General features: G+C 48.0%; 7 protein-coding genes and 1 pseudogene. 3 read left to right on the forward strand and 5 right to left on the reverse strand.

Going from position 1 to position 22260, the window contains the following annotated elements:
* Window positions 1-300 precede the first annotated feature (300 nt).
* The 3 genes and pseudogenes from C12CBH8_RS08365 to C12CBH8_RS11890 form a co-directional block, all read right to left on the reverse strand.
* Window positions 301-918, reverse strand: a complete 618-nt coding sequence (locus C12CBH8_RS08365; protein ID WP_090264352.1) for a sugar transferase — start codon at window positions 916-918, stop codon at window positions 301-303.
* A gap of 526 nt (window positions 919-1444) precedes the next feature.
* Complete coding sequence (locus tag C12CBH8_RS08370; RefSeq protein ID WP_343063125.1) at window positions 1445-6901, reverse strand: carbohydrate-binding protein; 5457 nt, start codon at window positions 6899-6901, stop codon at window positions 1445-1447.
* Window positions 6884-7810: pseudogene (locus tag C12CBH8_RS11890) on the reverse strand (glycoside hydrolase family 38 N-terminal domain-containing protein); the annotation flags it as partial. The pseudogene C12CBH8_RS11890 and the gene C12CBH8_RS08370, both read right to left, overlap by 18 nt.
* 1121 nt (window positions 7811-8931) lie before the next feature.
* Between C12CBH8_RS11890 and C12CBH8_RS08380 the strand changes: the two are divergent.
* The 3 genes from C12CBH8_RS08380 (at window position 8932) to C12CBH8_RS08390 (ending at window position 18464) form a co-directional block, all read left to right on the forward strand.
* Window positions 8932-14694 (forward strand): glycoside hydrolase family 38 N-terminal domain-containing protein, encoded by a 5763-nt coding sequence (locus tag C12CBH8_RS08380; protein ID WP_215532992.1) that lies wholly within the window; start codon window positions 8932-8934, stop codon window positions 14692-14694.
* 345 nt (window positions 14695-15039) lie between these two features.
* Window positions 15040-16761 (forward strand): hypothetical protein, encoded by a 1722-nt coding sequence (locus C12CBH8_RS08385; protein WP_215532993.1) that lies wholly within the window; start codon window positions 15040-15042, stop codon window positions 16759-16761.
* Between the two features lie 17 nt (window positions 16762-16778).
* Window positions 16779-18464 carry a M1 aminopeptidase family protein gene (locus tag C12CBH8_RS08390; protein ID WP_215532994.1) on the forward strand — a complete coding sequence of 562 codons (1686 nt, stop codon included), beginning with the start codon at window positions 16779-16781 and terminating at the stop codon, window positions 18462-18464.
* Window positions 18465-18699: 235 nt separating this feature from the next.
* Here C12CBH8_RS08390 and C12CBH8_RS08395 read toward each other — a convergent pair whose 3' ends face one another.
* On the reverse strand, window positions 18700-20520 hold the full coding sequence (locus tag C12CBH8_RS08395) for an ABC transporter ATP-binding protein (protein WP_215532995.1): 1821 nt from the start codon (window positions 20518-20520) through the stop codon (window positions 18700-18702).
* Window positions 20513-22246, reverse strand: a complete 1734-nt coding sequence (locus C12CBH8_RS08400) for an ABC transporter ATP-binding protein (RefSeq protein ID WP_215532996.1) — start codon at window positions 22244-22246, stop codon at window positions 20513-20515. The genes C12CBH8_RS08395 and C12CBH8_RS08400 overlap by 8 nt, the downstream gene beginning before the upstream one ends.
* Window positions 22247-22260: the final 14 nt, after the last annotated feature.

Below are 22260 nucleotides of genomic sequence, written 5' to 3' on the forward strand. Positions count from 1 at the left end.
CATATCAAAACGCAGGCTTTTTCTGGTATCACAGCCATTCTTTTGCAAGTTGGTGGCAATCATCCTGCGTTAAATCCGTGAAATTTGTCGAATACAAACCTTATTATAAATGATTTTGCCCGTTTTGCCAAGGGATGCGGCCAATATCTCAAAAATAGATATGCATTTTTCGTTTCTTCCATGCACTCTTAGGCTTTTTGCCAAAAATGCAAGTTCTATGTACCGTTCCCTTCGTTTTTTCTTGTTCTCCAACAGGGCAAAAAAAATAGCCTTGCGGCTATTTTTTAGCTTTATTTAGCTTTACGCATTGCGCCGGAACTCAGATACAACCTTTTCACCCTCGCGGTTGCCGCTTCCCTTGGCAACGTAAGAAAAGGATTTAAAAAACACCTTCATATCAAAGGCAAAACTGAGATTCTGTGCATACTCACCGTCATAGGCGGCTTTGACGTCATTGGGCAAATCATCACGGCCATTAATCTGAGCCCATCCGGTCAGGCCGGGACGGATATCATTGGCGCCATATTTATCCCGCAGCTCAATGAGGTCAAACTCATTTTTGATTACCGGGCGAGGGCCAATAATACTCATATTGCCACGAACGATATTCAAAAGCTGAGGGAGCTCATCCAGGCTTGTTTTTCTTAAGAATCGACCCACACGAGTGATGTACTGATCAGGATTGTCCAACAAATGAGTCGGTACATAACGCGGTGTATCGGCCCGCATGGTGCGGAATTTAAATATAACAAACTCTTTTTTATAACGTCCCATTCTCTTCTGACGTAGAAAAACAGGACCTGAGGAATCTACTTTGATGGCGACTGCTAAAATCAGCAGCACCGGGGAAAGCAAAATCAAAGCCAAACTAGAAAGCACAATATCCAGCACACGTTTTACGGCAGGATAAATTCTCATGCATACATCCCCCTATTGTTAATACGGGCTATGTTTTTCACTTCGCTACTACTAGCATGCCCCGCATTTCAATGAAAATCACACAAAAAAGCATTGGACATACTTTTCATTTTTCAGTCTATCAAACTTTGTCTATTATATAATACCCTAGACAAAAAAGTCAAGACACACCAACTGATCAAGCAAAAAGATAGCAAATTACAGTAACTTCAATATATCCGCCTTGTATAATTAGCCATCTTACCAAAAATATGTGACTTTTCTGAGAACTAAATTTGTCTTTTTATTTTGTTTGTTTATTTGTTCAAGATAAGAAAATTCTGGACTGTTTTAATTTTCCAATATGAATCATTAACTTTTTTCTATCCAGCCAGACATCTCTTCAGATAACAGTCCCATTTACAAACAACTGGTATGACCTGGTTCCGGTTTCTTCTGCCTCATAAGAACAGATCCTTTGTAACGAGAAAAACCGGCCTTGTGGAAAACCACAGGCCGGTTTTTGTTTTTTATAAAGTCCGAAGTATTATTTGGTGATGGTAATGGGCAAAGTCAGCGCCATGTCATCCAAATAACGTCCTGTTGCCGGGTCTTTGGCTTTTATCGTAAAGATTCGATTGCCCGTCGATCCCACCGACAACGTGATTGTAAAGGTTTTTACATCGCCATTTACGCAGGTCTCTACCGATTGTTTGGTAATCCCGTTTCCTCTCTCGTTATAGATCCCGATTTGTTCTACATTGGCTGTAGTCTCCACTTCGATTGTAAACGGTTCATTGACCTTAGCCGTACCCGCCCCTGATACGGAAATCAGTTTGGCTCCCGACGGTTTCGCCTGGATCGAGAACTGAACTTTTGTATCCGATTGCACAATCTTTCCAGAAGCTCCAACCGTGGCGATGGTCAACTGACGGTTCTCGCCCAAAGATGCAACCGATGTTTTTACCGTCCAAGTTTTGGTATTATCAGCAGGATGATAGGTGGACTTCATTCCAAGGATACTGACATACCGTCCATTTTCATTGAGCAGTGCAATCCGACTTCTATCGGCAGTCGTCTGAATGGTCAAGGTAATGGTCTCATTGGGCTCATAAACGTCCTTATCGGCCGATGCTGATAGGACATAATTTTTGACGACTAGGGAATTAATGGCTTCCTGCACGGCAGTAATGGCTTCTATATACTGTTCGTTGGAGGCATCGGGGTTTTCCTGGATCGCTTTAGCGGATTCCATCGCCTGGTTTAGGCTGTCATACGATTCCTCTGTGTAATCCGCCGCGTCATAGGACGCCGCCTCATTGAGGACGGATTCAAGATCAGCTTTCAAGTCGTTTCCATGGAACAGGAAGTAATCCACATTGCAGATGCTCTCCTTGCTGCCGTGGAAGACCAGATACACATCCCTCATCCCGTCCGGGATGTCTGAAGCCGGAAGATCAACCGAAAGAGTCTCCCAATCTGACCATGTCCCGGTAGGCGGTGTAGAGATCGTGGTCAACAAAGGACCGTCCACAGAATCCAAGCGGACTTCTACACGACTGTCGTCAGCAGTACCTTCTCCAGCATAACGCATCTCAAGGCGGACAGCCTGTTTCCCACGGAAATCCACATTCTGATACATGACCCAGTCATTGTCGTTGATATAACCGATATAATCCCCCTGGATGGCAACGCCATTACCTTGCGTGGTTGCATCATCATAGTCCTCAGCCTCGATGCGGTCAAAGGGATCCCGGATGACTTCCAGAGAAAGAATCGCCTGATTCAAACGGTTATTGGCAGCAATCCTATCTTGTGACGTACTTTGTTCATCGTCAAGGATTTGTTTTGCATAGGCGAGAGCCTGGGTCAGTTGCTCGATGGAATCCGGCGTCTTTCCGTTCAAGTCTTGATTTTCGGCTCGCTGAACTGTCTTTTTAAGCACATCGTTTGCCTCTCCTTGATGGAAAAGGAAATAATCAATGTTGCAGATATTGTTTTTGCTGCCACGGAAAACAAAATAGATGTTCTTCACGCCTTCGGGGATATGTTCCAGATCGGCAGTAGCAGTCCGATAGTCGGACCATGTCCCGGTAGGCGGCGTGGCGACGGTTGCAAGCAACGGCCCGTCTACGGCATCCGCCCGGACTTCTACACGGCTGTCCTCTCCAGTGCCTTCACCAGAGTAGAACAGCTCCACTTGTACGGCACAGTCATCGGCAAAATCGATGTTTTTGTACATGACCCAATCGCCATTGTTGGTATATCCCAGATTATTGCCTTCGTCTTTGACGCCATCTCCTTCTGTCGTCGCATCGTCAAAATGCTCCGCTTCCATGCGTTCAAATGCCGGCTTGATGGTTTCTAAACTCGCCAACGCCTTCCTCATCTTCTCTACGGAATCGAGGATCTCTTTGGCTGTAGCATTGGGATTTTCCACAATAGCTTGGGCTTCGGCAGTTGCTTCATCCAGAATCTGAAGGCTTGCTGGGGTCTTATTACTGCGGTCCACAGCCTCAGCCTGGAGAATCAGACTGGTTAAAGGCGCTTTATCCACCTTTTCAATAAACCGGAAATAATCCACATTGCGGCTGCAGTCAAACAACAGACAAACGTCGTGGACACCTGTGACTTTCTCATCCAAGGCGGCGGTGGTCAGGGTATAATTGCTCCAACCGGCTGTTCCCGGCGTAGAGATGGTCCCTAAAAGCGGACCGGAAGCGCTGTCCAAACGGACTTGAATGGTCCCTGTGGTATCGCGTACTTCCCCTGAATAAAACAGTTCGATGGCCTCTGCCCCGTTGGATCCAAAGTCCACATTGCGATAGATAACCCAGTCTCCATCGTTGAGATAGCCGATGTTGCTGCCTTCATTCTTTACGCCGTCTCCCGATTTAAACGCACTGTCAAACCCTTCGGCCTCGATGTTTGAAAATGCATCGCGGGCTACTAAGGTATCCAGCAGGCTGTGAAGATTTTGCGATACATAGGAGATATCCCCTTCGTATGCCTCTGGATCGTCTAACAGGTCTTGCGCCAGGGATGTCAGTCTGGCTAATTCTTTCACGTCGTCGTCGGAATATACGCTGATATCCAATGCTTGGACTTCCTCCATCGCGGACATCAAAGATGCACGGTCGGCGGGGATCCCGATGAATACATGATCGATGAGGGCGGAGAATTCACCTGTATCAGAGCCGTGATCATAAGCAGCCATGACGTTGGTAATGGTTTTTCCTCCAGCTGCTGCGTATAAATCGCAAGTGACGGTAGTCCATTCTCCCACCGTCCCACGGCCTTTGGACGGATGCATCTGGACGCCGTCTTGATCCACCGCACCTTCGATATCCCGAAGCGGGGATCCTTCATTAAATTGCAGATCCATTGAAACATAACGTCCCAACTCGTTCAAGGGCTTAAACTGATAGGTAAGGATGGTGCCGGGCACCACTTTCATGTGGGCGGCTTTATAGACATTGTAATACACAAAGGAATCGGAATCTTTGCTATCGGTGCCCGATACTTTCAAAGATTGGACTCCTGATGCCGCATCTTCGTCTGTGACGATGCAGCTGAGATCGTCTATGTTTTTGTTGTTTTCTGACCAAGATTCGGACGGCATCTCATCTACCACCGGTTCAAAGCCAGAGGTTCCTGCAAAACCATGCGCTTCATCGGTGCGTTCGCGATGGTCGTACAGTTCGCTGACAGCTTCTGTCTTAGCCGCATCGTTTTCTGCAGTGGCGGCAAAGATGATGATGCTGTCGTCATCCGGCAGGGTGATGGTGGATGCGCCGGAGATATCCAAGTCATAAGCGAACATATAAGTAGTGGCAGCGATGTTGTCCACACCGGCCGTATGACGGTGAGTTGCAATCAAGGCCGGATCCTGGTCTTTCACATAGCCCTTAATTCCTAGGTCGTACTGATCCCAACACCCTACATTCTCTTTGTAATCGCCGATGTTGAGGGTGACATCCTTGTCGCCTACGTGGAAGGTGACGTCCTTATCGCCCTGGGTAGAAGCGGCCAACAGATGCAGTGTGTTGTAGCCTTCCGGCAGGGTGATGGTCTGGCCTTTGGCGGCTACGGCATTGTTCTGTCCGTCCTCTTTGCTGCCCATCTGATAGGTGATGCCGCTGCTCAGAACAGAATCAGGCACCAGTTCAGAGGGATAGGTTTCGTTGAGGGCGTTGATGGAACCATCCATCTTGTTGTCATTACTGGAGTAAGCGTCGATGTTGTAAGGCAGATCCACCGGTGTCATCTGACGGGCGTCAGCTTTCTCAGTGGGCTCCTTCAGGGTAACGGCGAAACTCTTGACGCCGTGAGCGCCGATGTCAAATACCAGTTTGCCGTCCTTGACTGTGGCCGGACCGATCTCCTCTTCCGAAGCATAGATCTCACGGGCGCTTTCAATGCCTTCACCCAGGGAAACTTCTACGTTGGAAGCGGCTTCGCCGGTGCCTTCGTTGACGCGGATGACGATCTCATCGCTCTTCTCAGCCTTCTTCACAGCACGTACCAGGACGTTTTCATTGCTGATGGAACCGAAGGAGTAGTCGTCGCCCAGGGAACCCTGATGGGAAACCGTCTGGAAAGCTTTCATCGGCTGGTTGAAGGCTTCCGCTTCGATCTGAGTGCCGGAACCGAAGTTTCCTTCATGGCCATAGACAGCGAATCCAAACCGGTTTTCACCGACTTCTTGCACATGCTGGCCGGAGTAGTTGCGCACGCCAGTATGGAACATATCATACTGAGGAGTATGGATGAGGGTGAGACGCAGAGTATCGTCGTCGTATTTATCCATACCGTATTTGCAGTCGTTGAGGATGGATACGCCGTAGCTGTCATCAGTGGCAGACAAGTCGGCCCATTTTTGCAGCGGTACTTCGGCCTTACGATCCGTATTGTTGCCGCGCTCGATGGCGCCCAAACCTAAATCGTAAGTTGCGGTGGGATTGCTGGAAGTAAGGTTGAACTCGGCTTTCAGCAAGGTAGCACGTTCATCCCAGTCCACAACGTTGTCCACAGCCACGATCTGACCGCCGGATGTCAGGCTGATAACCTGGTCGTAAGTGGAAGAACCGTGCTGGCGGACCACTCGGATGGCCACACGGGCTGGACCGTCTTCTACAACCGAGATATCCATAGCTTCGTCTTTGACGGTATCTTTGGGCATCTTTTTGGCATAATCTTCGTATTTCAACTCCCAAGCGGGCCATTCCCATTCGGTATCGTCAAAGAGGGCCAACCGGATGGGTTCAGCGAGCAGTTCTTTGTCCAGCTCTTTATCAAAGATGCTGGAGATATCACCGTTTTCGTCGATGGTGACGTCGTATTTTTCATTGGAGAGCTTGTTTTCGCTGACCGACAGGTTGGATTCCATATCACAGGCAGTGGCTGCGGGGCGGACGTTGTAAGTGCGGTAGCCCATGGAACCGACATTAGCCATAAAGACAATGTCAAACTGATTGCCGTCCTTGACCAGGACCTGGGATGCGACTTCATTGCCGTCGGCGTCATAGACGCGGACAGAAGCGCAATCCTCCGGCATGGTGACAGTGGCTTCCACCAGATCGTTGCGGTCGGCGGCGACGGGGTTATTGACCACCAGCGGCACACCGGATTCCACAGAGGTATCCATTTCGGAAGCAACGCCGTCCACACCGTTCTCATATTCTGCGGCAAATTGTTTGATGGACAACATATAATCGTTCCAACTGCGGTTATAAACAGTTCCAGTGGATGTACCAGGGATATCATCGTGGAACTGGTGTGCAATAACTCTTGTCCAGGCTTCCGTTAGCTTCTCCTGGGGATACTCAGTGGCACCCAACCAAGTGGAAGCCACCAGGGAACGCTCAGCGTTATCCGCCATCAATTCGTTTTGACGGTTCCAACGCTTGGAGATCGCCCGAGATGTATAACCTCCTACGCCGTGTTCCCTCATGACCATTTCGCCGTCGTAACTCGGCAGACCGCTTCTCTCCTCCTCGGTCATTTCCCGGAAGAGCTGGTCGGTAGTGGCGCCGATGACCTTGACCTTCTCCGAATCATTGAGGGCTTGTTCTCCCAAGACATTAGAGACAGTCGTCCATCCGGAAGCACCGCCCATATCTCCTACGCCAAATAATCGAGATGCCGCACTATAACCATAGGCCTTATTTTGGTTGAGTTTGCTTAGAAGGCCGCTGTCGCCGCGAACCGTCCCAACCTCGGAAACGTATCCGTTGAGATTGATATTTGCGACAATAGATTCCCCATCCGGACCATACCAATTTCCAATGTCGAAAGGCAGTCCGTTCTCAAAGGAATGCCCCCAGCTGAGTTTTTGCGTGGAAAATCCCAACAGATTGGAATGCGCTGCAATGGACGGCAGAGCATATCCAAATCCAAAACAATCGGGCAGGTAGACATCCCGGGAACGTTTGTCGGCGCCAAATTTTTCTTCTATGTAGTTGTTGCCGTAGAGGAAGTTGCGGAAAAGGGCTTCCGGTGACGGGACATTAACATCTCCGTTTTCCAGGCCGGAACCTCCAAAATTCCAGTTGCCGGAATCCATGTACTTCTTCAGAGTTTCAAATTCTTCCGGCTAATACTCCTCTATCAGTTGGTATCGATAGGCACCTTCCCATGTAAACTTATAATCAGGGAATTCTTCGAATAGCTGGAAATTATCCCGCAGGGTGCTGGGAAGATACTCGCGGATCGTTTCTTCCAGCGGCCAACTCCACACCGTATCCAAATGAGAGGTAGCGATGGCGTATAACCGGTCCTCTCCCGCATAAGGCGCTGGATCGGTTGCATCGGACCCGCCAGGCGATTGAGCCAAAGCAGCTCCCGGCAGCGCACATCCCGCCGTCAATGAAGCGGATAGGATAAACGCCAAGATCTTCTGGGGCTTTTTCATCTTCTTTCTCCTCCTACATTTCAAATAATCTTTCTACTAAATGTTAATCTTTTCAATCACTTCACACAATTTAATTGTATCACAAAACAAATTAATACAGAAAATAAAAACTCAGAATATTTAGTCGAATATTTGTATATTTTCTATACTTTAAAAGCATATAACAAGTTAAAAAATAATAAACGATTTAAAATTATAAACACAATTGCGAAAGAAGCAGGCCGGGGATCTCTCAATAGAAATTTTTCAGATCCAAATCCGCAGCTTCACATTCCTTCTGCATTCCAGATCAGTTATTTTACCAACATCATTCTCTCTTCACTAGAATTAAAATCCAAATTTAGATTTAGTAATGAATTTTAATACATAACAGCGCATTTTTAACCGAAACTGATACCCTTCTCTCGATTCATTAGTATGTATTCACAAATTTTAACTCAAATTAAAAAGTATTTTTCGGTAAATTAATTGAATTTAATATTTCGAAATTGTCGAAAATCTAAATATAGTACAGAAATGTAAAAGATTTTACGGTTTTAATTTTAAAAAACTATATTATAATAGTGTGTGTTAATTCCTATAATTCAGATTTTATGTATACGAATGCATAAAGAGCCGGCATTTTTCGCAGCCTAGTTGACACCCATCTAGTAAATACGATATCCTTTTGTTTTCACAACTCCTCCACACAAATTAAAAATATATTTATTTTTATTGAAAGAGAAATAGGTAGCGTATGCTCCCACAACTTGCTGCAAAAGGACAGCCATTGTTTTGAGGAAAGTGGATCTCTGCCTTTCGGTGGAGGGAAATGGCTTCATTTGCAGCTATTTTTTATGTGATTATCTAAATGTAAGGAAACGTATGGGGATCCTCATAACCGGCGAAATGTCTAAATGAAAAAGGAGACATTCTTCAGCCGTCTGATTGGATTGTTTTTTACGGTACGCTTTCAAAAAAGTACCGTAAATATATTTAACAAAATACAGGAGGTGAAGAAGGAACGTACAGCGGAATGCCCAATCCGCTTAAGATCCATTTTCTGCAAATAAAAGAACCAACTCATCTGAAGAGCAAAAAGAAGTCCCCTGCGAATTTTTGTCAGAAAAGAGGAGAGTACATTGAAGAGAAGAAAATTCCAGTGTCTGATAGCACTCGTTCTTTCCGTGATGATGCTAGTACCGGCATTGGGAATCAATGCTTCAGCAACTGCTGAACTTGATTCAAGCTTCCAGCTTTACATGGTCCCCAACACCCATCTTGACACCGCATGGCAGTGGCCGTATCAGCACACAGCCGACAACTACTTAAGGGTCATGTATAAGAATCAGCTTTCCGCCCTGGAAAGCAATCCGGACTATAAGTTTACAACCTCTGCATCAGCACACTATCAGTGGATTAAGGATTACTACAATGAGGACAACCCTATCGAAAGCCAACGGTATTGGGAAAGACTCAAGACCTTAATCGAAAACGGACAGTGGGATATCACCGGCGGCCAGGTAGTCGAGCCTGACCTCAATATCCCCAACGGCGAAGCCTTAGTCCGTCAGAGCCTCTACGCCCAGCACTTCTTTGAGGAAGAGTTCGGCGAAGAAAACGTACCGACAGCCGGTATGGTTCCTGACGTATTCGGATTCTCCGGCCAGATGCCTCAGATCCTTTACAAATCTGGCATGCCGTACTTTGTAACAAGTAAGATCAACTGGAATGAAACCACCGGCCAAGGCGGCTCCAGCGATTCTTACAGAAGCAAAAACGACGCCAACAGAGGCCGTGACTCCGACCTTCTGAACTGGCGCGCCATCGATGGCGAGACCTCCGTTCTTTCTTACCTGCTCTACAACGATTACAACAATACAGACACTGCCAGCGCTGTTCAGAAGATCTTCGACCAGAACTGGCAGGAAGGTAAGGAAACCGGTGTCAAGAGGGCTATGGCTTTCTTCGGCGGCGGCGATATGGGTCAGGGCCTGGCCGGTACCGGCGGCGACAGTTACGGCTATGTAGACACTGTCGACAAAGGCACTGTAGCCGACGTCAAAATGAGCACTGTCACAGAATACTTTGACGACATTGTTGCAAATGAAGATTTGAGCAATCTGCGCACTTATGAAGGTGAAATGTACCTGGAATATCACCGCGGTACATACACCACATGGGCACGCATGAAGAAGTACAACCGTGACAACGAAATCTTGGGCGAAAGCGCTGAAAAAGCCGCTACCGTCGGCTTCTACACCAATTCAACTCCCAACAACGGTTCGGAACGGATCGAAGATGGTTGGGAAAAAGTGCTGCTCAACCAAATGCACGACGTACTGCCCGGCTCGGCTTTGGCCTATCAGTACTACGTGACATTCAACCAGGAAGAACTGGCTGCCAATCTGTTTAACGGCGTGCGCGACAATGCTCTGGGTGCGCTGGCTTATCGCGCCGACACCGATGTATCCGGCAAACCGGTATTCGTTTACAACGACCTTTCCTGGGCCCGCGACGGCGAAGTAACCGTAGAGCTTCAATACGACGATACTCCGCCCAGCAGTGTAGTGGTCTACGACGATGAAACCCCCATTTATCCCACCAACATCGACCGCGATGAGGAAAAGAACACACTGGACGTCACCTTTATGGCTACCGACGTTCCTGCCATTGGCTACAAAGTGTTCGACGTGAGAGAGGAAGATGCTGCTTCCCGTACCACCCCCCTCAAAGTGGATGAAGAAAATCTGACTTTTGAGAACAATTATCTCAAGATGAAGATCAATCCGGAAACCGGCTATATCTCCAGCCTGCAGTACAGGGACGGCGATTCCTGGCGCGAAGCTTTTGCACAAAACGTCGGCACCGAAGGTGCAGAGCTGCATGTGTACAAGGATACGGAAGTCCGTCCTCCCCAGAACTTCGACGTTTGGGAACTGAACGCTTCGGAGATGAACAAAGAACCCGATTGGATTGTGGACGGCGCTCCCAAATCCATCTCGATCATTGAAAACACACCGGAAAAGGTCACTGTGCGCGTTGTCAAGGAGTGGAGCGGCTCTGAGATTGCACAGGATATGACGTTGTATGCTGACAGCGACCGTGTGGATGTACATCTGTCTGCCGATTGGTATCAGCAGAAACGTCTGCTCAAGGTGTCCTTCCCCATCCTGGCCGACACCGACGTGGCAACCTATGAGACTTCTTATGGTGCAGTTGAGCGTCCCACCGACCGCCTCAACGACTTTGAAAAGGCCCGTTACGAAGTGCCCGGCCACAAGTGGATGGACGTCACCGATGAGAGCGGCGAGTACGGCGTAAGCCTTCTCAACGACGCCAAATATGGTTTCGATTCCCTGCGCAGAACTCTCGGCGGTACTACCTTTGTGCGTTCGCGCATCACCGTAGCCCGTACCCCCAGAGCGCAGTCCTGGGCTCCTTCCGGCCCCTCCAGCTCCCACAGCTCTACCTGGACCCCCTACACTTCCTACGTTGTGGACAGCGGCACACATGAATTCAACTACTCCATCTATCCCCACAGCGGCAGCTGGGAAGATTCTGAAACGGTAAACGAGGCCCAGGAACTCAACTACCCGATGACCGCTTTTGAGGCTCCTAAGGGTGCCAGCAATGGACTGGGTTCTTCCGAATCCTTTGCAAGCTCTGACAAATCCAACGTCATCATCAGCGCCCTGAAAAACCAGTACGATACTCCCGACGATAACGATACCGTCGTGGTACGTGTCTACGAGTCCAGCGGCAGAGATACCGGCGATGTCACCATCACCCTGCCCGGCAACATCAAGAGCGCAAAAGAAGTCAATCTGATCGAGCATGACTACGATTACGATGACTATGAGTTAAAAGATCTGAAGATCGATGGCAACAAGATCACCTTTGATATCGGTAAATTCGAGATCTTGACCATCGAAGCCAAGTTGGAATCCTCCGATCTGGAAGCTCTGACCATCCCGCAGGAGAATGTGGCTCTCTCCTATGACCAGCGTGCTACATCCTCCAAATCCAACCGTACCGATTATTACATCGACGGCGAGGGAACCTCTGAGAATCCCGGTAAATCCATGCCTGAGATCCAGTGGCCTGCTGACGGCATCGATTATCAGGGCATCAACTTCAATATGGGTCCCAAGGATGCCAATAACGTTATGTCCGGCAACGGCTCCACCCTCGACGTTAATGCAACCGACAACTACGGTAAGGTCTACATCGTAGGTTTCGCAACCGGCGATGACAAGGCTCCGGCTTCCGGCGATTTCACCATCGCCTACAACGAAGACGATTCCACCACCTCCCAGAACATTAAGTTTAGCAACTGGCAATCCGATCTCTCCGGATGGGACCGTGAGGCTTGGATCGACAATGAACCCTATGTTTATGACTCCATCGCCCACTTCAACAGCCATTATCATCAGACCCACGGTACCACCGGCAACAACGGCTATACCGCCATCATGATGGAATGCTACAACTATATGTTCGTTTACAGCATCGATATCGACGATGCCAAGACCGTAAAGAGCATCACCCTGCCCGACAATGCCAATATGAAGATCGCCGCCATCACTCTGGCCGATCCTGTGGAAGGTTACGGCAAGGTGTACGATTCTTCCAAGGATGACGATTGGTCCTTCGAGGCTCCTACTCCCGACGCTCCTCAGAACGTGGTCGCCAGTTATGAACCTGGAACCAATCCTCCTTACAGCAACTTCGTCATCACCTGGGATAAGGCTGAAAACGCAGTCAAATACAGAATCCATTACGGCACCTCCCCCGACTTCGTACCTGACCAGTCCAACCTCCTAGCCGAACAGGGCGGTTTGAGCTATACCCATACCTCCCCCAGCATTTTAGGCGCTGACGCCATCGCTGGAAAAGGCCAGTTGTACTACAAAGTGGTCGCCATCGGCAAGGCCAGCAATCTGTCTGAACCTTCCAAGGCTTCCAACGCCATCGCACCTCAGTACATCAACTATGCTCAGGGCAGCAATAGAGTTACCGTCAGCGGCCAGACCAATGCCAATGAAGCTGGTTCAAAAGCTGTGGACGGCAGCCTATCCTCTAAGTGGTGCCAGACCGGCATCAGCTCCAGCAATCCCGCTTGGCTGCGCATCGACCTGACCGGCGAAGCAGGTAAAACGGTTGAGGTTTCACGTTTTGACCTGTATCATGCTGGAGCGGGCGGCGAACAAGCCAGCGCCAACACCGGTGCATACTACATTGAGTACAGCGCCGACAGCACCAATGGCACCGACGGCACTTGGACAAAGGTCGTCGACGTCGACAACAACAAGGATTCCACCACCTCCCACACCCTGGAGAACACTGTGGATGCCCGTTGGATCCGCCTCACCGTCACCAAGCCGGAGGCTACCCCGTGGACAAACGCCGTACGTCTCTATGAATTCAAGGTGATGGGCGTCAATACCAGCTTCTCGGAACCCGCCCCGGTATCCACCGCCAACAATGCCAACATCGCTATGTCGGCCAACGACAACAACCAGATCGATTTGGCTGTTTCTTACGACTACTACAACCAGGCCAACGATACCAATCCTGGCACCAAGACCGAAGGCGATACCCAGTTCAAGTGGTATAAGAAGTTCACCGACGCTTACGGCGACGTATATGCTTCTATCCCGGGCGCAACTTCCAAAGAGCTTACCCAGCCTTTGGGCGATATCAACCTTGTCACTTCCTACCGCTGCGATATCACCGTTTACGACAGCGATGGAACCAAGGGTGAAACCGTCTCGGTTGAGATCGATTCGCCCATCTCCACGGCAAAGAACCTCGAAATTTCGGCCACTCCTATCCCGGGCAACCAGATGGAGTTTACCGCCCATTACGATTACTACAATTCCATCAACGACACCAGCCCCGGCACCAAGACCGAAGGCGATACCCAGTTCAAGTGGTACAAGCTGATTGACGACGAGTATGTCGAAATTGAAGGCCAAACATCCAAGACTCTCGTCCAGACAAACGACGAAGCACGTGAAGCCGAAGCTTATAAGTGTGAAGTCACCGTTTACGACAGCGACGGAACCATGGGTAAAACCGTCTCGGCTGAAGTAAATACTTACATCAACCTAATGCAGGGCGCTAAAGTAGTGGAAGAGACTTCCACCAATGATTCGGCCAAGAAACTGGTCGATGGCAATTATGGAACAAAATGGGATGTCGTCACTGCCAATGAGGATCCCGGACCCTGCCCGCACTGGGCTGTGTTGGATATGGGCGAAGTCAAGAGCTTTGATAAGATCAAAGTCTTCCACGCCAATTCCCATCCCTCGCAGGCTTACGACGAGAATCCCCTCATCGCCACCTATGACTTTGATGTCATGTACAGCGTTGATGGTGAGAACTGGACCACCACTGAAATCCGTGCCAACAAAGATCCGATCACAACCATCGACTTCGGCGAGACAGTCGAGGCCCGTTATGTGAAGATCTACGTCATCACCCCCAACGCCGGCAGCACTCCGGAAGGCAATGGATTCGATTCCGCCTATAAGGCCATCCGAATCCTGGAGATCGAAGCGTTGCAGAGCATCACAGAGGAGATCGCTCCCACTTCGCCGGTCACATTGTATGAAGGCGACCAGCAACTCTCCTTCAACGACGCCAAGGGCAAGACCGTTGATGTCAAGGTCGCTGCGGATGCTTCCTATCAAGGCAAGATCAATGTCGCGGCCGCTGCCTACGGCGACAACGGCGCTTTGCTGAACGTCCAGTCTGTGGCTGTGGATGTCGACGAAACCGGTGCAATCGACTGTGCCTTGTCCGACTTCGCAGTTCCTCAGGACGCTGCTAAGATGAACGTCTTCTTCTGGGCCGCTGATACACAGGCTCCGATCTCTGAAGCGATCTTAGTCGGCTAATTGATCCCTTGTCACTGATCCGCTGAGGATATTATCGCTTAAAGCTAAGGGGGAAGCTTTTTCATACGTCGAAAAAGTTTCCCCCTCCTTTTTTAACTATTGTCCTGGCAAAACCTGAAGGCATGGCTAACCCTCTAGAATCTCGTATCCAAACACAACCTGAGCCGGGTCCAAGGTTTAAATTTGCAATATAGCAACTGACTATAACATAGAAACGAGATGAGTAATTTGTCAAAAGTCCGCCAAAAGAAGCCGCCGAAAAAAGAAAAGCATGATAAAAGATTTTCCAAGAAGTTTTTTATCATCCTTTCCGTTTGCTTGCTAGTTGCTGTAGCCGTTGTCCTTGTGATCTGGATTGGGGGTAACAATCAAGCAGACCAATCCAAATACTCCATCGGTTATGTGGTGGAAACCAATCCGGGTGGCGAATCCATGAATGTCGATGTCACGCTGGACATCGCAAAACTAAATGAAAAACGTACCATCGAGCTCTACAAGGGCTTGCTCACGGCCCAGTGGCTTGAATGCGTCGACGACGCCGGCAATGAAATCCCTTACAGCGATACAACCGATTTGATTTCGATCGGCCCCATCGATGAAAACATCAAGAAACTGCATTTTAAATACGACGTCTACCTGGGAAAAACAGGGGAAGAATGGGAGGATACCTCCTATATCCAAGGATGCCTTTTTGAAGATTTGGTCACTTTCTCAGGCGAGTATGCCTTGCTTACTCCTTACGTTGATCCGGACGTTCTTGACTCCATGGGCAACTATGTGACCCGTGCATCCTTTGAATTCCATTATCCTGAAGACTGGCAGTCGATTCTGCCGTACCAGAAGCCGCTTGACGAACAGCGTTCCTTTACGAAAAACAAGCCCGACTGGGATTTCTTCAACAGCATCAGCAAATCCGCTTTTTGTTTTGGACAATTCGAGCAAAATCAGAACTTCCAGGACACCATGGTGTTTGTGGACAAGGGGATTACAGACGGCATCTCCGAATATCCTATGGAAGCTTTGACTACGTTCTTAGAGTATTATACAACCATCTTCGGCGAGCCTTTGGATGATGTCCCCATCGTACTGCTCCGCAATCGCCCTTCCGATGATTGCGTCATCGTCGGCGGGATCGGGAGCGGCAGTTCTGCCCTCTCCATCAACCTGCGCATGGCGGATGATTTCAAAGTCCTATCCAATATGGTCTATCATTCCTTCTTTGACAGCAAGGTAAAATCGCGCAACCTCCGTTACGCAACCAATAACTGGCTGTATGACGGATTATCCGAATACTATGTGGGCATTTCAGCGGGTATTTTATCGGATACCATCAAAGATGAATATGGCATCGACAGCCCTGCCTCTATGCCGGAACGGTATCTGGAATATCTGTACTTTTCGCTAAAAGAACCAGGACTGCTTGCTGTAAGCCCGTCCGATGAGATGAGCATGTACAGCGCCCAGCAGGAATTCTATATGGGTGTAAAAGCACCTCTCCTCGTTGACGCCATCAACTATTCCATCGAGCAGCAGGATGAAATCCCCGACGGCTTGATCAAGGCATTGGTGGAAAAAGGTTCCAACTCCAAACCTCTCGATGTGGAAAAATCCCTTCAGGAAATCTGCGGTCCTGACTATGAGGCCATTACCAATTATGTGTCCGGCCGTGCGCTGATCCCCAACTATCGGGATTACAACATTGACGCCCTGCCAGCCGAACAAATCCTCAATATCTTGGACGCTGACGAAGAATTCTATTCCTACCTGTTCATCGAAGAGGGGGCTTATTACCCTTATGAGGCACTGTACCTGCTCAATGAGGAGCCCTTCATGGCAGAGGTGGCCAAGCGCGGCATCCATTACAACACCACTGAGATCCAGAATGAAGTGAAAGGGTTTTCCTCTGTTCTCGACCGTCTGCTTCTCCAGTATGCTATGTGGGCCAGTTTGGCGGATATCGACGATATTACACAGCCCAATATTATCCGCAAGCTCACTGAGGAAGACGTCACAAAGCAATGGGATGAGCTTCGTCAGGAGATCGGCTATGAGATCGACCTATCCTGAGTGAAGGAGTCAAGACAATGATGCGGGTATCTAAGAATACAAAACTAATATTGGCCATCGCAATTCCTTTGGCCGTCCTAATCGCCGCCTTTGCCGTCTGCTTTTTCGTGGTGGACATCCCTCCCAGCTTTCGGTACAATGTCTCGGTATCGGAAGACGATCCCCAGACACTCAACGTCAATATGACGATCTCCATGCCGTGGCTTTGCAAAAAACAGGAGGTTTACGTCTATTTAGGCAACAAAAATATCAGCCTCCGTTCTTGCACCGACTCTTCTGGGAAAAATGAAACTCCCGTTGTATCCAACGACATTGCCGCTATCCCCGTCTCCCGGGGCGGTTCGGTGAGCATCGACTACGATGTCAGTGTCTCCGTGTCGGCCAAACACGGTAACCGCGGCGCCATTACCGACGATTACATTGTGTTTGACGGTGATCAGGTCTTTTTACTGCCTGCTGAATTCTATGTGTTCGACGAAGAAGGCGTTGAGAATTCTGTAAAGCAGATCGATATGAACTTCCAATTCCCGGAAGACTGGAAGAAGATCATCCCCTTTGAACAAATTGAAAATCCTCAGTGGATGGACATTTATAAAATCTCCAAGAATGCATTTGTATTCGGCCAATTCGACGAGGAACAAAATCCGGATACCGGGTTAACGATCTACACCCTCCCTGGGCAGGCAGTGGAAAATTCCGACGGCTTTGACAGTCTGTTTGCCTATTATACCGATTTGTTCGGAAGTAAGCCTTCTTCCTACAACATCGTATTGCTCCCCTCTGACTCTTCCGGTGAGAAGATCATGGGCGGCGCCGGGACAGGCACAGTAGCAGCCTCCTTTGATCCCGACTTGCTCCGGGATTGGCAATTGTTATCCCACCGCATGTTCCATGCATTTTACGACAATGCCGCACCTTATGCCAACGTCCATGCCGCGCCTAATCTATGGCTAAACGAAGGCCTTGCCACCTACTACGAGAACCTGGCGACAGACGCCTTGCCGGAAACTTTGAAGACACAGCTTGGCGTTGACGTCAATCGTCAGATGGCTCTTACCTTCGACCAGTATTTGTACATGCGGTTAAAGGATCCCTTCTCCTACAACTTTGCCCCTATGGATGAAAATCAGATCACATCGGAGGCCATGAGTGAATTCTTGCACTACACAACCGCTCCCCTTATCGTGCAGGCATTTGAAAACCTATCTCTGGAATTGGGCAATGAACCCGACTCCTTGCTGCACTACTGTTTAAAAGAAAGCTCCTTTGAGGACCGTTATACCGCCCTCACTGCGGCAATGGATCTCTTGGGCAGTGAAGCTCAGGATTTTTGCGAAAGTTATTTGGTTGGGGTCGATATCCCCCCGCTGTGGGAATTGAAAGCTTATCAGCCTTCCTCTGAGGATGTTCTGGAATCCCTCAATTATATTGAAGTCCTGCTGGGCAGCTGGCAGAAAAAAGAAAACAGCGACTATCCTACCCACATCGTATCAGAAGACGAACTGGAAGAGGCTATGAGCACCATAGACGATCATGATATTTCACTGCTGTCATCTGAAATGGAACAGAGTTTGAAGGAGTACTGTCCGGAAGTCTATGCGCTGGTCGCAGACTACTACAATCAGGCAACGGAACAGGGATTTGAGTTGGACGACAAAGACTTACGTTTTAAAATGTATGGAGAGGAATCTGTATATAACTGATTTGAAAAAGCTGTATTTTTATATCGTCTCTTTACACAATCTTTGTAAACGGAGTAAATAAAAGAAGGAACCTGGATTCAATCGAAGGATGGATCCAGGTTCCTTCTTTGTTTTATCATACAAGCATTGCTTCCTTCGGAATCTCTCTTACTAAATTGCCATCGGGATCAAAGCAGTAAATATTATCTTGCCGAACACCTACAATCATAACATTATCTGCTGCGTGACAAAGGCATTATGCAAACTGGCTATAATATAAATCAGCATAAGCGCCTTTTGCCTTTAACAAGGTTTCATGCGTCCCTTGCTCAACAATATTTCCGTTTTGCATGAATAGGATCAAATCAGCGTCTATAATAGTTGAAAGCCTGTGAGCGATTACAAAGCTCGTTCTATTCTTCATCAGGTCTTTCATCGCTTTGCCGATCTCAATTTCTGTTCGTGTATCGACGCTGGAAGTTGCTTCGTCCAAAATGATAACCGCCGGATCGCAAAGAAAAACTCTAGCTATGGTTAGAAGCTGCCTCTGACCGATAGATATATTTTCCGCGTCGTTACTTAAAACTGTATCATATCCGTGTGACATAGTGCGTACAAAAAAATCTACTCTGGCCGCTTTTGCCGCCGCTACAATTTCTTCACGGGTAGCATCCGGCTTGCTGTAAGCGATATTTTCCGCTATCGTGCCGCCAAACAACCATGTGTCTTGCAATACCATTCCAAAATTACTTCTCAAATTAGAACGGGTCATATCCTTTATGTTGGTTCCGTCTAAAGTGATTTTTCCGCCGTTTAATTCGTAAAACCTCATAAGCAGATTGATAAGCGTTGTCTTTCCGGCTCCCGTGCTGCCGACGATTGCAACTTTTTGTCCCGGCTTTACAGAAAAGTTGATATTGTGCATTAAGATTTTATCAGGCGTGTATCCAAACCGGACATTCTGAAATTCTACAGTTCCTTTCGCCTGATCTACAACAGAGGGTAGAGCAGGTTCCGACGAAAGTTCTTCCTCGTCCAGCAACTTATAAATTCGTTCCAGAGAGGCTAAAGCAGATTGCATACTATTCACCATGTAGGCTGCTTCCGTAAGCGGCTCCGAAGCCTGATTTGCATATTGGAAAAATGCCTGAAATACACCAACGGTCAATCTTCCTTCCAACAGCATTTTCCCTGCCAGTACCGCTATCAGCACTTGACCAAAACGGTTAATCAGGCGGATTACCGGATTGATTGCATTTATCATAAAGTCCGCTTTTTTGGTAGCCTCGGCCAGTTCTTCCGTGGCCTTGTGCATATTTTCAGAGCTGTTTTCCTCCTGATTAAATGCTTTTATGATAACTCGCCCACTGTATGCTTCTTCCACCTGTGCGGTTACATTGCTTACACACTGTTGCCGTTTCATGGCAGATTTCAGCGTTTTTGCAGATACAAAATTAGTAGCTATCAGTGCAATTCCTGTAAATACCAGGAAAACAAGCGTCAATAAAATACTAAAGCGGAACATCATAACCAGAGATCCGACAACCATTCCGACGGCTGTAAACAGTTTTAACATTCCTGTTTGCAGGGCTTCCGATGTTTTATCTAAGTCATTCACTGTCCGGCTAAGAATTGCCCCTGTTTTCGTGCGGTCAAAGAAAGAGAGGGGAAGCCGGTTTAGCTTTTCGCTGATTTCTGTTCGCAGCCGCAGATTAAGGTCTTCCGCAAAGCTGGACATAAGGAATGATTGAAGCGTGTAAAACAATGCCGTCGCCAGATAGATCAGCAACAAGAAAACAATATCCCGGCCACCCGTCGCCCATGTAACTTGAAATGCTGCGCCGGTTGTAATGGTTTCTTTAATGCTGTTCCAAAGCAGATCTACAATATGCGCGCTATACAGAGGAGCAATAATAGAGAGAAAGGTATAAAGGACTACCGACGCAAGTACAACTGCTAACCGCTTATGCTGCTCGCTCGCGGAACGCCACAACCTTTTTACTGTTTGCCATGCATGGTCCGGCGTTTCAAAGTCCATTTCATCTGCGAAAATTTCTGCATTGTTGTTCTCACTCATGGTTTACATCCCCTTTCATTTGAGATTTTGCAATGTCCTGATAGACGGGGCAAGTCTGCATTAAGAAATCATGGCTGCCAATCCCAACAACCCGTCCTTCTTCCAAAACAATAATCTGCTCTGCATTCATAATTGTGCTGATCCGCTGGGCGATAATCAGCACCGCCGCGTCTTTTACTTCATCTGCAAGGGCTTTCCGTAACGCTGCGTCAGTCTTAAAGTCCAAAGCGGAAAAGCTATCGTCAAAAATATAAAGATCAGCTTTCTTTGCCAACGCCCTCGCAATCGAAAGACGCTGTTTTTGCCCGCCTGAAAAGTTTGTGCCGCCCTGTGATACGCGGGAGTAAAGGCCATCGGGGAGATCATAAACAAATTCGGATTGTGCAACCGATAAAGCATGTTTCATCTGTAGTTCTGTTGCCCGGTCATTTCCGTGCCGTAGATTATCGGCAATCGTACCGGAAAACAGCCATGTCTTTTGCGGCACATAAGAAATGTGATCCCTTAATTCCTTCTGCGTCATGTTCCGAATGTCCTTGCCATTCAGAAGGACAGAACCGGAAGTAACATCGTGAAACCGTAAAATCAATTTTGCAATCGTAGATTTCCCGCTGCCAGTGCTGCCGATAATCGCAGTCGTTTCCCCTCTTTTGCAAGTAAAATCCAAGTTCTCTAAGGTGTTCTCGTCTGCGTCTGCGAAGCGGAAACCTGCGTTATTGAACCGTATCACGTCTTTTATTTGTTTTGGGCTATTGTCAACAGACGCAATCCCATCTTGAATCTCCGGCGTAAGATGCAGTACATCTGAAATTCTCCGAACACAAATCATAGCACGGGGTATTAAAATCATCACCATTTGGGCCATAATGATGTAAAAAAGGATCATCATAGCATATTGTGTCAGGGCGGTAATATCGCCAATTTCCATAAATCCCGCGCCGATCCGGTTCCCGCCCAGCCAAAGAATGACGACAATTATCAGATTGATTGCAAACAGGGCAATACTCTCTAAGCCAGCGAACAGACGGTTTGCGCTGATTGCTGCCTCCGCGTAATCCTCAAAAGATTTCCTCATGCGCTTTTCTTCATACTTTTCTTTGTTAAAAGCGCGGATAACACGAACACCCGTAACATTTTCCCGAAGAACAATATTCATCCGATCAAGAAATTTTTGCAGCTTGTCAAAAATCCACGAGGCTTTTCGAGTGACAAAGATTGCCAGAAGCAAAATGAAAACGGTCGCCCCCACCAGCAGGAAGCCCATCATGGTATCAATCGAAAACGCCATAACAATTCCCATAATACAGACTGCGGGAACAGGCAGTACCATTTGGATAAACCATACAACGCCCTGTTGAACGACATTTACATCGTTCAGTGTGCGGGTAATCATAGAGCCGGTTCCAAACTGTTCAAAGTCATAAGAGGAAAAGGCAAGCGACTTGTCATAAAGTGCGTTCCGCATATCCCGACCAATTTTAGAAGAAAGGTCTGCGGCAAAATAGCTCCCCAGCAGTGCTCCCAAGCTGGTAATGACGGTTACGATTAGCATAAGTATTCCGCTGCGGATCAGATAATCCATATTTTCACCGTTTATACCAGCGTTTATCATATCCGCTGTGATGGTCGGAATTAACAAGCCGCCCGCAACATCTAAAAACATAACAAGTAATGTAACAAAGCTTAGCCATTTATACGGTTTTATGAACCGCATAATTGTTTTCATTCTGTATTCCCTCC

It is taken from the genome of Solibaculum mannosilyticum, from assembly GCF_015140235.1.
Classification (GTDB): domain Bacteria; phylum Bacillota; class Clostridia; order Oscillospirales; family Acutalibacteraceae; genus Solibaculum; species Solibaculum mannosilyticum.

What these genes read in the sequence shown, in the direction of transcription:
- C12CBH8_RS08365 (WP_090264352.1), bottom strand. Translation starts at nt 918, where the DNA reads ATGAGAATTTATCCTGCCGTAAAACGTGTGCTGGATATTGTGCTTTCT.
- C12CBH8_RS08370 (WP_343063125.1), bottom strand. Translation starts at nt 6,901, where the DNA reads ATGACCGAGGAGGAGAGAAGCGGTCTGCCGAGTTACGACGGCGAAATG.
- C12CBH8_RS08390 (WP_215532994.1), top strand. Translation starts at nt 16,779, where the DNA reads ATGATGCGGGTATCTAAGAATACAAAACTAATATTGGCCATCGCAATT.
- C12CBH8_RS08395 (WP_215532995.1), bottom strand. Translation starts at nt 20,520, where the DNA reads ATGAGTGAGAACAACAATGCAGAAATTTTCGCAGATGAAATGGACTTT.
- C12CBH8_RS08400 (WP_215532996.1), bottom strand. Translation starts at nt 22,246, where the DNA reads ATGAAAACAATTATGCGGTTCATAAAACCGTATAAATGGCTAAGCTTT.